Here is a 12,978-nt window from a genome sequence, read left to right as displayed (position 1 = left end):
TCGTGCCCGGGGGCTTTTTTTATTGTCATAGCAAATAGATCAATCGATTTCCCTGAGTTCTTTGAATTTCAAATAGATAAAGGCAGCGTAGAGTGAGACAAGAGTACCACCGACGGCCATAATATGATCGATGGAAATACCAAGTGCCAAAACCCCCGAAGTCAATAAATAACTGACTGGAATCAGCCCCATTGATGCTAACGAGATAAGTCCCATCACACGTCCGAGCATTTTTTCTTCTATTAAGCTTTGAACAAACGCGATGAAAGGGATATTTGTTACAGATAAAGAAATACCGAAAATCCCAAGCACCAGTATGCTCATCCATATCTCAGTGGTGAAGCTTAAGCCGGCAAAAGCGATACCTGTAAATATTAAAGAAAGGAGAGCCACTTTGCAGCGATTTTTCTTCAAGTTCAATACTCCGATAACGACGGACCCTACCAGCATTCCACCAGCTAATCCCGCTTCTAACAAACTGAAGTCAACCGACGTTCCATCCAAAATATTTTTGACGAACAAAGGAAGCCCCATCGTCATCGGTCCGACCAAAAATAAATTCAAGAAAACAGTAGTCAGAACAATGATGAGCAGCACCCGCGATTGTTTGACGTAAAGCAGGCCTTCCTTGAACGTTTCCCAAAATTCCTTTTCCTCCCCTTCTTCATCATTCCCTTTAGGAACACGCATAAGGAAAATGAGGGAACTTGCAATGATCAACATAACAGCTGTTGTTACAAATACAATTTCATAATTACCGAAAGCGATGATTATTCCTGCAAGCATAGGAGCTAGTATGAACGATGTCTGGTTCGTCATTTGAATGACCGAATTTCCACGCGTCAAGTTTTCCTTATGGACAATAGACGGTATGACCGCACTCTCCGCCGCCCAGAAAAACGCATCTAAAATACCGAAGAAAAAGGCGAAAGTAACGAAGGTCCATAATGTGATCCCACCGAACAAAAACCATGCGACAAGGCCGATTAAAAGTAATCCGCGAATGAAGTCTGATAGAAACATGATTTTCGTTTTACTATACCGGTCCGCGACGGTTCCGCTGATGATCATGAATAAGACACGCGGGATACTTACAGCGATATAAAGGATTCCAAGAGAAGCTTCTAAACCTAATACATTGACGACATACCAGCTTTGGGAAAAGAGGAAAAAGGAGATTCCGAAACTCGACAAAAGGGCAGCTCCCCACAACAATAGAAAATTTCTATTCTTGAATATTGAGGGGATTTTTTTTGGTTCAACTGTTGCCTCTTCCATAGCGATATCATTGACAGCCATGATTCTCACACCTTTTTTTAAATGATTAATAAAAGTGTATAAAAATTCCAAAGCAATGACGATATCCCTGAGAATGATTCAACTTCCGCCTCCAGACGGATTTTCCCGCATAAACCTTAAGAAGTTTGAGTGAATTCGCCACTTCTTGCTAGCTCAAAATTTGGTAATATATACTATTGTCAAAATTCCACGAGTCCTGTCAAACCACTTGTGTAAAAAACAATTGTTTGATACTATTCTCTATAACTAAATATTTTCTTATTTCAATTGATTTTGAAGTAAGGATAGAGGTGCAATGACATGAGTACGTATGTTGAGGAGAATGAGCTCCTGTGACACATAGGGAAAGGGGAAATTGCCGAAGCTTCTCGAAACTCATCATCCTGAAGCTGGTTCTGATGCTTAATAAGTGCAGGACTGTCATATAGGAGACTATATGGAGGGCTATCTTACGCAGGAACGGACTAAGTTTCTACGGCAGCAGCGATCCCTCGTTGCTGCTTTTTTGTTTTTTTACTGCTGTATGGCCCTCACTGCCTCGAAAATATTAAAATTCACAAAAGGGTGTGAGGTTATGAATTTCGGCCAAGTATTAACAGCAATGGTAACCCCGTTCGACAGCCAGGAGAATATTGACTTTGAGGCGACCAGATCGTTAGTCAACCACTTGATCGGAAATGGTTCGGACGCCTTAGTCATAGCAGGAACCACAGGTGAGTCACCGACATTGACTACAGAAGAAAAATTGATCCTCTTCAAATTCGTTGTCGAAGTCGTCGATGGGAGAGTCCCGGTCATTGCCGGCACAGGCTCCAATAACACACGAGCTTCGATCAGTCTGACTCATAAAGCTGAAGAAGCCGGCGTCGATGCGATCATGCTCGTCACTCCTTATTATAATAAACCAACCCAAGAGGGACTTTACCAACACTTCTCAACAATCGCAAAAGCGACATCCCTCCCCGTCATGCTTTATAACATTCCCGGCAGAAGTGTCGTAAACATGGAACCAGCGACGATCATTCGCCTTTCTGCTATCAATAACATCGTTTCCGTCAAAGAAGCGAGTGGCGATCTTGATGACGCAACAGAAATCATCCGTGACACTCCTGATGACTTTTCTGTCTATAGCGGAGAAGATTCCAACACATTGCCCTTCGTATCGATCGGAGGAACAGGAATCGTATCTGTTTCGGCCCACGTCATCGGAAATGAAATGCAGCAGATGGTTCAAAGCTTCCGTGAAGGAGACTTCGCCTTTGCTGCACGAATGCATCAGAAGCTCGTACCAGTCATGAATGCCATCTTCTCTGCCCCAAGTCCTTCTCCGGTCAAAGCGGCGCTGAACGCAAAAGGCGTGAAAGTTGGAGGTGTCCGTCTTCCTCTATTACCTTTGACAGAGGAAGAAGAAGCTTGTGTATTGAATGAGATCGGAAAAGTGCAACCGCAAGAAGTCGCAAGCGCTCTATAACACAAGGGGCTGGGACAAAACACTAACTGCCCTAGGAAAAGACGAACAATAAGGTGGAATGGGTCAAATGTTGCCGGAGTGGCGTATGCATTTATTGCTTCATAAAGAAAACCCGAACGAAATTAGTTCGGGTTTTCTAGCGGAAAAATTCTTTTGTCCCAGTCTCTTTTCTTATTGGAAAATTACGCTTCTTTCTTCTTTTGAATGATCTCATCGACAATCCCATATTCCTTCGCTTCCGATGCACTCATAAAATAATCACGATCGGTATCTTCCGCCACTTTTTTCAACGGCTGGCCGGTCCGTTCTGCTATCATTTCATTGATCTGCTGCCGGAGCTTGATGATTCTCTTCGCTGATATCTCTATATCTGCCGCCTGCCCCCGAGCACCACCAAGAGGCTGGTGGATCATAATCTCACTGTTCGGCAAGGCGAACCGTTTCCCCTTCGTCCCGGACAATAAAAGCATCGCACCGAATGATGCAGCCATTCCTGTACAAATCGTCCTTACGTCAGGCTGGATATACTGCATCGTATCTAGAATGGAGAACCCAGCGGAAGTAGATCCTCCCGGGCTATTGATATACAGTGAAATATCTTTGTCCGGATCATCAGCGGCCAAAAACAGCAGCTGAGCTACAATGCTGTTCGCCATATGATCATTTATTTCTTCGCTCACCATGACTATGCGGTCTTTCAAAAGACGTGAATAGATATCGTACGATCGTTCCCCTCGACTTGTCTGTTCAATTACATAAGGGATGGTATTCATTTCAACCTGCCTCCTTTAAGCTGCTAAAGAGAGGATGTTCGAAGGGGAGGAAGGCCGATGTGTGCTTCGAAAAGGTGGAAGCAGGATCGGTAGCTTTTCAATTAAAAGAGACGGGTCCTGCACGGTCAGGGTTTGAATCACGGTTTGGTATAACAGATCTTCTTCTTGTCGTGTCCGCAGCACTTGGAGTCTTTCTATTTCTGAAATGTCTTTTACGTTAGTTCGGGCCCGCTTCAACAAAGCTTTAACACCCGTATCCGTCATCTTCAGAAGTTCTGCAATTTCTGAAATCTTATACTGAAAGGCTTCTTTTAAAACAAATGAGACAAGTTGTTTGTCTGACAACCTTCCAACTATCCTCTCGATAATCTCAGAGTTGTCGCGCCCCCTCTTTTTTGTATGTCCACTAAGATGTGGACTTGAAACAAGTGTTTCTTTCTCCTGCTTCCGCTTTTGATCGACCCAGCAGTGGTAAGAAATTTTTTTAAGAAGAGCTGGTTGGATTTCACTCCATTCATACTTCTCTAAGGCTTTAGAAAAAGACTCCTGGGCTAGATCTTTCCCTTCCCAAGCATCTTTGGTGAGAAAAAGACAGTAGCGCAATAGTTTAAGATAATCCTCCCTCACCTTCTCTTCAACAGAAAGCGTATGATTGACCGTGCTCGATGTTACATCCACCTTCCTCACTCCTTTCAACCTCTCACAGCTATAACGGATGACATGGAAAAATAGATATGGGTTCTTATAATTTATTCTGTTTTCCTTTGTGTATCCCTGCTTATTTTAAATACGGGAGAGAATTCCCTGTTGAACCACCCACAAAAAAAGCCCCAGGCATGAAAACCTGAGGCTCAACTCTTCTTTATATTTCTACCGTCCAATCATGGATATCTTCTTTTCTGCCACGCTGAATGCCCGTAATCGTATCGTAGAGCTTTTGTGATAGTTCGCCTATCTCATGGTCGTTGATGACCATCTTATTCCCAAGCCAATTCAGCTCCCCGACAGGTGAAATGACAGCTGCTGTCCCAGTACCGAAAGCTTCTTCCACCTTTCCTTCTTCATATGCCTCATAGAGTTCAGCAATGGAGATTCTCCGCTCGGTCACGGGTACTTCCCACTTCTTCAACAACTCGAGGATTGACGTACGTGTAATGCCCTTCAAAATGCTTCCGCTAAGGGCTGGTGTTACAACTTCTCCATCAATTTTGAAAAAGATGTTCATGCTTCCCACTTCTTCGATGTACCGTTTCTCTACACCATCAAGCCAAAGCACATCTGCATTCCCTTCTTGAGCAGCCTTTGCTTGAGCCTGGTAACCAGAGGAATAGTTCCCTGCTGTTTTCGCCATTCCTGTACCACCCTTGACTGCACGTGTGAACTGGTCCTCGACGTTGATCGTCACCGGTTTGATCCCCCCAGAAAAATAGGGACCTACAGGCGACAGGATGATCATGAATTTATAGGATTTGGATGGAGCTACAGCGAGGCTCGGTTCTGTGCCGATAATGAACGGACGTATGTATAACGACGTACCTTCAAATGCCGGGACCCAGTCTTTTTCTAAGCGGACGAGCTCTTCCAGGTATCCCATCACTTCCTGTTCATCGATCGGCGGTATGCTCAACCTGTCGCTGGAGAGGTTCAAACGTTCAAAGTTCTTCTCCGGGCGGAACAAAAGGACGCGTCCGTCATCGGCGCGATAAGCTTTCAATCCTTCAAACACCGTTTGGCCGTAATGAAAAATCATAGAAGCTGGATCGAGCGTCAATGGTTCATACGGGACAATTCTCGGTTCATGCCAGCCTTTGTCTGCTTCATAGTCCATGACAAACATATGGTCTGTGAATGTTCGGCCAAAAGGAATCTGTTCGCTTTCCGGCTTGGCTTTCTTGTGTGTACTTTCAACTATATTCAATGGCATATTCAGGACTCCTTTTTTTCTATAAGATGATCGGCTTGGCCGTTTTGGATATTAGTATTCATTGTACGCCCGTCAGCGCCAATTTTAAAGAGTATTTAATCGAATTATCAAAAAAGTTTTTTCCGCAGTAACGCACCAATTGGATAAAACGCTTACCAGATAAAGATTTGATATACTGAGAACAGGTAAAAAACGGAAAGCGTGGTGTCAAAGTTGTTCAAGCTCTTACTGATTGAAGACGACCGGACATTATTCCAGGAAATCGAAGAACGGTTATCCCAATGGTCCTATGAGGTGTATGGAGTTGAGGATTTCAACAGGGTGATGGAAACCTTTACGAAAACCGAACCAGCGCTCGTCATCATCGATATCCAGCTCCCGAAGTTCGATGGTTTCCACTGGTGCCGGATGATTCGCGAGCACTCCAATGTGCCGATCATTTTCCTCTCCTCACGTGACCACCCGACAGATATGGTGATGTCCATGAATTTAGGGGCTGACGATTTTATCCAGAAACCGTTCCATTTCGATGTGCTCGTCGCCAAAATCCAAGCCATCCTCCGCCGTGTTTATAATTACAACACAGAAACGAACGAATTGAAGACATGGCTCGGTGCAACCATCGATTATGAACGGAACCGGGTGACAAATGACCAAGGAGCTATCGATTTAACAAAAAATGAAGTCTTGATCTTAAAACAGCTGATTGAAAAGAAAAGCAAGGTTGTCAGCAGGGAAGAATTGATCAACCGTCTGTGGGAGGACGAACGCTTTGTCAGTGATAATACGCTTACAGTCAATGTCAATCGTCTCCGCAAAAAACTTACAGACATCGGGTTGGAACAGGCAATTGAAACGAAGGTCGGCCAGGGGTATGTGGCGAAGGAGCAGATGGAGCCATGATCCGCACCTATCTATTAGAAAGAAGCAGCTGGATATTACTTTTCTCAGGGCTGCAGGTGCTTGCCTTGTTAGTTGCCCTCGTCGATACGACCATCCCTGTCACCTCGATGCTATATTATGTCTTTTTATCAATCATCATTTTCATCATTTTCCTATTCGTCCGTTACCGGAAAGAAACTCCGTTTTACGTGGCGATCGATCAGCGTGAACACGACCTTGATCTGACGACAATACCGGAATCGGACAGTCCATTTGAGAGAATCATCGAGACGAATGTCAGTGATCAAATGGAGCATTTGAAGCAGGAGCTTGCTCACAATCAAGGTTATTTGGAGCAGGAAAAAGATGAGCTTCTCTCCTGGATCCACGAAGTGAAGACGCCTTTGACAGCGATGCGGCTGATCATCGACCGGCTCGATGATTATAAGCTGAAGTCCCAACTGACTTATGAGTGGCTGCGGATCCACCTGCTTCTCGATCAACAGCTCCACCAGAAAAGGATTCCCTTCATTGAAAACGACCTCTATATAGAGGAAGTTGAACTCGAGGCTCTGCTTTTCAATGAAATCAAATCACTGAAGTCATGGTGCATGCAAAAGGGAATCGGCTTTGATATAGATTTGGAAGTCGAAAGCGTCCTCAGTGATAGCAAGTGGCTTGCCTTCATCGTGCGCCAACTGCTGACGAATGCGGTTAAATATAGTGATGCTACAGATATTGCTATCACAAGTTTTACAAAGGACGGACGAAGCTGCCTGCAAGTGAAGGATCAGGGCCGGGGGATAGACCCGCGTGACATATCCCGTATTTTTGAAAAAGGGTTCACTTCTACAACGCAGCATCAGGATAGTGCTGCCACCGGGATGGGACTCTATTTGACCGATCGTATTCGCAAAGCCTTGAAGATACACATTAAGGTCGATTCTGAACTTGGAGCAGGCACTACTTTTACACTCATTTTTCCAGAACAGAACGAATTCACGAAAATCAGAAGCATGTGACGAAAATGTCACATGCTTCCGTCATTTTGTTAGGTGAATGGAAGGAAAAGCCCGATGGATGCTATTACAATTAAGCTATAGAACAAAGGAGGTCATTACATGAGTTTATTAGAAGCGAATAAAATTCATAAAAGCTATGGCAATAAATTTACGAAACAACACGTATTGGTCGGAATTGATCTGTCAATCCAGAAGGGTGAGTTCGTTACGATCATGGGGGCATCAGGTTCAGGGAAAACGACACTGCTGAACGTGCTTTCTTCCATTGATCGGGTCAGTCACGGCACCATTAAAATCGAAGGTCAGGAGATTACCGGAAAAAAGGATAAACAGTTAGCAGAATTCCGTAAGCATCACCTCGGCTTCATTTTTCAGGAGTACAATCTGCTCGATACCCTGACTGTGAAAGAGAATATTCTGCTGCCTTTATCCATTTCCAAAGTATCGAAAAAAGAAGCCATCCAACGCTTTGATGCGGTCGCTGAGGAACTGGGCATCGAGGATGTGAAGGATAAATATCCGAATGAAATATCCGGTGGCCAGAAACAACGAACCTCAGCGGCGAGAGCGTTCATCCATGAACCCAGTATCATTTTTGCGGATGAACCGACGGGAGCGCTCGATTCAAAATCTGCTTCCGATTTACTCGACAAACTGAGTGATATGAACCAGAAGCGGGAAGCGACGATCGGTATGGTGTCCCACGATCCAGTCGCTGCAAGCTACAGCAGCCGAGTCATCTTCATTAAGGACGGCCAAATCTATACACAGTTGAACAAAGGCGATCAAACAAGACAAGCTTTTCTGAAAGATATCATGAAGACGCAGGGAGTCTTGGGCGGTGTCCAGTATGAACATTAATCAGCTCATTTTCCGCAACTTGAAAAAGAACCTGAAAAACTACTATTTATATGTATTCGCACTCATTTTCAGTGTGGCTTTATATTTTTCATTCGTTACCCTCCAGTATGACCCATCGATGAGCCAGGAGGGTTCTATTAAAGGTGAAGCCGCTGTCAGAGTGGCATCCGTCCTACTCATCGCTATCGTCGCGATTTTTCTGTTATATGCCAACACATTGTTCATTAAACGACGAAGCCAGGAGATCGGCTTATTCCAGTTGATCGGCATGACGAAGAACCGCATTTTCAAGATATTGAGCACAGAAAATCTCATCATCTATTTCGGATCGCTCGTTATTGGGATTTTTGTCGGTTTCGCCATCTCTAAATTGATTTTGATGAGCTTTTTCCAAGTCATCGGAGTCGATGAAATGGCAAACCTTCACTTCTCCACTGAAGCTTTAGGGCAAACCCTGCTTGTCTTCGCTGCTATTTACGTCCTGATCATGCTGACGAATTATTTGTTCATCAAACGGCAGTCGATTCTCGCCCTTTTCCGTGTGACATCAAGCTCCCAAGGGAAGGTGAAGAAGCTGTCCATATGGGAACACATCATGGGGATTTTCGGAATTTTAATGATCGCCACAGGCTATTTCGTCTCCTCCCAGCTGTTCGAAGGAGACATTGTCACCATCAATGGGTTGTTTTTGGCGATGGGGTTCATCCTGGCTGTTGTCATCATCGGTACCTACTTTTTCTATAAAGGTTCCGTACGATTCGTCACGAACTTGATCCGTAAAAATAAAAACGGCTATATGAACATCAATGAAGTGCTGTCCTTATCCTCGATCATGTTCCGAATGAAATCGAATGCTTTTCTTTTGACGGTAATTACGACGGTATCCGCTCTGGCGATTAGTTTGCTGTCGCTCAGCTACATTTCTTACTATTCAACTGAAAAGTCGGCCCAAAATAGTGTCCCGGATGATTTCTCGATCACAGATGAAGAGAGCGCCCAAACGTTTATGAATCGCTTGGAAGACGCGGGCATCGGGTATTCCGAAAAGACCATCGAAGTGTTCGAGGTTGAGTTCAACGTCAGAGACATCCTTGATGCCAAGATTGATGACTTGAACTTCGATACAGAACAGACGCCCCTCCCCGTCATCAGTGAAGCCGCAGTGGAGGATATCCATTTAGATGAAGGCGAAATGAAGCTCACTGGTTATACAGACCTGATGCAGTCCTTCATCTCTTTAGAAGGCGCAGGCACTGCCGGTATCCACCTGAATGATAACTGGATGGAGCTTGACTATCTCGGTCTTGAGAAAGACTATGTCCTTTCCTCCTATTACGTAGCTGGCGGGCTGCCGATTGCAGTCGTAGATGAAAAGATGTTTTCTCAAGTGAAAAATAACTTCAATCCTGAACTTCAGGGAAAACCGAACCTTTACACTGGCATCAACCTTGATCAACAAGGAGAACAAGCAGAAGCTTTTGAAATTTTCGAGAGAATGGGATTGAATGAAACACGTGCTCATGGCTCACAATGGAATGTGGCTAAACAGCAAAAACTGAATATGGGTCTTGTCATGTTCATCGTCGGCTTCCTCGGCCTCACGTTCCTGATCACATCCGGATGTGTGCTTTACTTTAAACAAATGGACGAAGGTGAAGACGAAAAAGGAAGCTATACGATTTTAAGAAAACTCGGCTTCACCCGTGGCGACCTTTTGCGGGGAATTCAAGGGAAGCAGCTGTTCAACTTCGGAATTCCGTTAATGGTCGGATTGCTGCACAGCTACTTTGCCGTCAATTCCGGCTGGTTCTTCTTTGGAACAGAACTGTGGACGCCGATGTTCATCGTCATGGGTCTCTACACAGCCCTATATTCGATTTTCGGACTTTTGTCTGTTCTCTATTATAAGAAAATCATTAAAGAAGCCCTTTAAGAAGAATGGAAAAGTCGCGATCATACTTTATATGATGGTGGCTTTTTTATTTGGAATAAGTCAGTTTTTTGGAATTTTATGTTAGAATATTCACAGCGTGTAGAGGAGTCTGGGATATGAGGGGGCATAAAATTTGAACACGAATAACGGATTACATAAGATTAAAATATGGAAGTTATTGCTCTGGTTGTTACTGGATCATTGTAGGAGGCGTTATTTTTGCGTTAATTCAGGTTCCCCTTAATTACCCTTTTCATATATATGTGTACACAGGAGTCGGATTATGGTTGTACATTCAATTCAAGAAATACAATATCTCCTTCTCCCACCTCACCTCCAAACCTTCCTTCAGTATTCCTGAACTCGTTAAAGTATTTGGTGTAGTCGTTGTCATCAAAGCCGCTTCTTTTGCCTCTGTCTTGGTATTATGGAATGTCATAGGCTTGATAAGTCCTTCTTTTCTAAGTGGGGTAACAGATGAAATCATGCAATCTTCAGCTAACCAGGAGAGTTCAGGAATTATTTCCATTTATTTCGTTCTGGTTGTTATGATCGCCCCTTTTATAGAAGAGCTCTTATTTAGAGGTGTCTTATTAAATAACTGGTGCAAGCGGTTAGGAACGTTCGCTGGTGTAATACTAGTATCTTTAACCTTCGCCATTTTTCATGGGCCATCCGGTTTTCTCAGTGCGCTATTAGCCTCGATTTTCTTTTCCATTCTTTATTTAAAGACAAAGAGTATATGGATCCCGATGGCTGCCCACTCTTTTAGTAACCTTTTAAGTTTCCTCATCCAATATGTTCCCTTTCAAAACGGACCTGCAAGTGTGGATGATCACACAGAAAGCCTACAACTCATGAAGTCCTTAGGAGTGTATTCTGGGGTAGCGCTGCTTGTAATCCTCCTCTTCGTACTCGTCATTTTTTATAAAATGTACCCAAGGAGAAGTCATTTACCTTATAGATTTTATTGAATGGGGTTAAGTTGATCTATCTTAATAAGTCCTCTTTTCTATTCTTTGGCCCCTTCTGATATAGTAAAAGAACGAGGTGAAATTATGGACGCTAAAACCATTTTCAATAAAGTAAAGAAGCATGAACCATCTGTCCTCGGACATGAGCAGTTCAGAAAATTCGCCGTCCTGCTACCCTTGATCCAGAAAGACGGAGAGCCTCATGTCCTTTTCGAAGTCCGCTCCCACCAGATGCGCAGGCAGCCGGGAGAGGTTTGCTTCCCAGGTGGAAAAATCGATCCTCTCGACCCCACTGCCCAGCAAGCCGCGATTCGAGAGACAGAAGAGGAGCTTGGAATCGAGAGAAACGACCTTTGTGAAGTACACCCGCTCGATTATCTCATCTCGCCTTTCGGTATGATCGTTTACTCTTTCGTTGGTTACCTTGAGGTTTCTGAGGAAGAAATCATCAAAAATCCCGATGAAGTGAGAGAGGTCTTCACCGTCCCCCTCTCCTTTTTCATGGAAAATAAACCACGCATTCATTATGTACACTTTGAAGCACACCCGGAAGAAGATTTTCCTTTTGAACTTATTCCCGGGGGAGAAAACTACAATTGGAGGACACGTCAATTAGAGGAATACTTCTATATTTACGAAGATAAAGTGATCTGGGGGATGACAGCGAGAATTTTAGCCCATTTCGTTGAGGTCATGAAAAGATAAAAGCTCTTGTGGTTAAGGTGGAAATAATAATGTGACGGTGGAGAACAAAACAAGGGACCAGATCATAGGCGATTTGGTCTCTTGTTCATTCTTATACACCGCGGATGATTGGATTTCAACAATGGGAAAACAATGCAGGAATTATTGTGTGCTATTCTACATCCTTAGTGATGTATTACTTTATTTCTCAACATTTTCTTTATAATAGTTTCCCCAATGCGGTTGTGTTCCATCCACATCTTTAAATCCATAAACATCCGAAAGCTCCCAAGTACTTAATGTTTTTCCATTAAATCTACGCACATCCGGATCCAAAGCCAGATATTTTAGAGCTTCCCCGATATAAAAAGGGGTTTCAGATGCAATAAAATGCTTTTCCACTTTTACTCCATCCTTCCAATTTTCTTCTGTCACTCCGAAAAGCTCCAACATTGCTTCTGAACGGAGGAATCCTGGAGTTAATGCTATTGAAGTAATATTGTAATCTTTTAAGTCTTCTGCCATCGCTTTTGCCATATGGATGTTGGAGACCTTCGCTAAACTATAATAAAAATTCCCTCTATATTCAGAATCTACCCCGTCAGTGATTTCTACAATCAATCCCGCGTTCTTCTTTTTCATTAAAGGTAATGCGAAATGAGAAGTAATGAAATGAGCTTGAACAGCTTGTCTTTGCATTTGCAACCCCTTTTGAAGATTATGATCCCCGACATCTTTTCCCCATTCTGTGAGAGGGTCTCCTCCCCACACATCATTCACAAGAATATCCAAACGTCCATTTTGTTCCCTATTCACTTTGTTAATGAACTTTTCTACTTGTGCTTCGTCTGTATGGTCCACTTTTACAGGGATGCCCTCTCCCCCCGAATCATTGACCAGTTCAGCTGTCTCTTCAATGGTTTCTTTCCGTTGCATGGGGGAGATTCCTTCTCTAGTTGTACGTCCAGTCACATAGACAGTTGCTCCAGCTTCTCCAAGTTTGATTGCCATAGCGCGGCCCGCTCCCCTTGTTGCTCCAGCTACAATTGCTATTTTATTTTCCAGATTCATTTCAAGCTTCATCTTCATCACCCTTTCTATTTATGTAACCTTATAATAAGTTATATATATGACATATACTGTCATGATTAAAAA

Annotated in this window: 12 protein-coding genes and 1 riboswitch; of the genes, 7 read left to right on the top strand and 5 right to left on the bottom strand. The window is 43.5% G+C overall.

The genetic code is table 11. The annotated features are described in order from the left end of the window. Positions 1-39: 39 nt before the first annotated feature. Positions 40-1,299: an MFS transporter gene (locus HLI_RS12635; RefSeq protein WP_241655844.1), complete on the bottom strand. Its 1,260-nt coding sequence runs from the start codon at positions 1,297-1,299 to the stop codon at positions 40-42. Between the two features lie 277 nt (positions 1,300-1,576). After that, a riboswitch (Lysine riboswitch) is annotated at positions 1,577-1,754 on the top strand. Positions 1,755-1,873: 119 nt separating this feature from the next. Here HLI_RS12635 and dapA point away from each other — a divergent pair. Further along, positions 1,874-2,770, top strand: a complete 897-nt coding sequence (gene dapA, locus HLI_RS12630; RefSeq protein WP_128525289.1) for a 4-hydroxy-tetrahydrodipicolinate synthase — start codon at positions 1,874-1,876, stop codon at positions 2,768-2,770. 182 nt (positions 2,771-2,952) lie between these two features. Here the strand turns inward: dapA and clpP are convergent, their stop codons facing one another. The 3 genes from clpP to HLI_RS12615 all read right to left on the bottom strand — a co-directional run bounded on the left by clpP (position 2,953) and on the right by HLI_RS12615 (position 5,467). Further along, entirely contained in the window at positions 2,953-3,543 is a 591-nt protein-coding gene (gene clpP / locus HLI_RS12625) for an ATP-dependent Clp endopeptidase proteolytic subunit ClpP (RefSeq protein WP_128525288.1), read from the bottom strand. Between the two features lie 15 nt (positions 3,544-3,558). Further along, positions 3,559-4,221, bottom strand: a complete 663-nt coding sequence (locus HLI_RS12620) for a sigma factor-like helix-turn-helix DNA-binding protein (RefSeq protein ID WP_164908548.1) — start codon at positions 4,219-4,221, stop codon at positions 3,559-3,561. A gap of 184 nt (positions 4,222-4,405) precedes the next feature. Further along, positions 4,406-5,467 (bottom strand): branched-chain amino acid aminotransferase, encoded by a 1,062-nt coding sequence (locus HLI_RS12615; protein ID WP_128525286.1) that lies wholly within the window; start codon positions 5,465-5,467, stop codon positions 4,406-4,408. A 213-nt stretch (positions 5,468-5,680) separates the two neighbouring features. On the opposite strand from HLI_RS12615, the gene HLI_RS12610 reads away from it, so the two are divergent. The 6 genes from HLI_RS12610 to HLI_RS12585 all read left to right on the top strand — a co-directional run bounded on the left by HLI_RS12610 (position 5,681) and on the right by HLI_RS12585 (position 11,844). After that, positions 5,681-6,370 carry a response regulator transcription factor gene (locus HLI_RS12610; protein ID WP_128526884.1) on the top strand — a complete coding sequence of 230 codons (690 nt, stop codon included), beginning with the start codon at positions 5,681-5,683 and terminating at the stop codon, positions 6,368-6,370. Next, on the top strand, positions 6,367-7,371 hold the full coding sequence (locus HLI_RS12605) for a sensor histidine kinase (RefSeq protein WP_128525285.1): 1,005 nt from the start codon (positions 6,367-6,369) through the stop codon (positions 7,369-7,371). Before HLI_RS12610 ends, HLI_RS12605 begins: the two co-directional genes overlap by 4 nt. 99 nt (positions 7,372-7,470) lie before the next feature. After that, entirely contained in the window at positions 7,471-8,232 is a 762-nt protein-coding gene (locus HLI_RS12600) for an ABC transporter ATP-binding protein (protein ID WP_128525284.1), read from the top strand. Continuing rightward, complete coding sequence (locus tag HLI_RS12595; protein ID WP_128525283.1) at positions 8,222-10,165, top strand: ABC transporter permease; 1,944 nt, start codon at positions 8,222-8,224, stop codon at positions 10,163-10,165. The genes HLI_RS12600 and HLI_RS12595 overlap by 11 nt, the downstream gene beginning before the upstream one ends. Before the next feature lie 287 nt (positions 10,166-10,452). Then, a complete protein-coding gene (locus HLI_RS12590) occupies positions 10,453-11,139 on the top strand; it encodes a CPBP family intramembrane glutamic endopeptidase (RefSeq protein ID WP_128525282.1) in 687 nt (228 codons plus the stop codon). A gap of 84 nt (positions 11,140-11,223) precedes the next feature. Then, positions 11,224-11,844 carry an NUDIX hydrolase gene (locus HLI_RS12585; RefSeq protein WP_128525281.1) on the top strand — a complete coding sequence of 207 codons (621 nt, stop codon included), beginning with the start codon at positions 11,224-11,226 and terminating at the stop codon, positions 11,842-11,844. A 180-nt stretch (positions 11,845-12,024) separates the two neighbouring features. Here HLI_RS12585 and HLI_RS12580 read toward each other — a convergent pair whose 3' ends face one another. After that, positions 12,025-12,906 (bottom strand): SDR family oxidoreductase, encoded by an 882-nt coding sequence (locus tag HLI_RS12580; RefSeq protein WP_241655843.1) that lies wholly within the window; start codon positions 12,904-12,906, stop codon positions 12,025-12,027. Between the last annotated feature and the right edge of the window lie 72 nt (positions 12,907-12,978).

The organism is Halobacillus litoralis, assembly GCF_004101865.1.
Taxonomy (GTDB): domain Bacteria; phylum Bacillota; class Bacilli; order Bacillales; family Halobacillaceae; genus Halobacillus; species Halobacillus litoralis_A.
Note: the sequence above shows the minus strand (reverse complement) of the source record. Positions and strands in the feature narration are given on the sequence as shown.

Excerpts from the sequence above, each read along its gene's own strand:
- HLI_RS12635 (WP_241655844.1), bottom strand. The coding sequence starts at position 1,299 with ATGGCTGTCAATGATATCGCTATGGAAGAGGCAACAGTTGAACCAAAA.
- dapA (WP_128525289.1), top strand. The coding sequence starts at position 1,874 with ATGAATTTCGGCCAAGTATTAACAGCAATGGTAACCCCGTTCGACAGC.
- clpP (WP_128525288.1), bottom strand. The coding sequence starts at position 3,543 with ATGAATACCATCCCTTATGTAATTGAACAGACAAGTCGAGGGGAACGA.
- HLI_RS12615 (WP_128525286.1), bottom strand. The coding sequence starts at position 5,467 with ATGCCATTGAATATAGTTGAAAGTACACACAAGAAAGCCAAGCCGGAA.
- HLI_RS12605 (WP_128525285.1), top strand. The coding sequence starts at position 6,367 with ATGATCCGCACCTATCTATTAGAAAGAAGCAGCTGGATATTACTTTTC.
- HLI_RS12600 (WP_128525284.1), top strand. The coding sequence starts at position 7,471 with ATGAGTTTATTAGAAGCGAATAAAATTCATAAAAGCTATGGCAATAAA.
- HLI_RS12595 (WP_128525283.1), top strand. The coding sequence starts at position 8,222 with ATGAACATTAATCAGCTCATTTTCCGCAACTTGAAAAAGAACCTGAAA.
- HLI_RS12585 (WP_128525281.1), top strand. The coding sequence starts at position 11,224 with ATGGACGCTAAAACCATTTTCAATAAAGTAAAGAAGCATGAACCATCT.
- HLI_RS12580 (WP_241655843.1), bottom strand. The coding sequence starts at position 12,906 with ATGAAGCTTGAAATGAATCTGGAAAATAAAATAGCAATTGTAGCTGGA.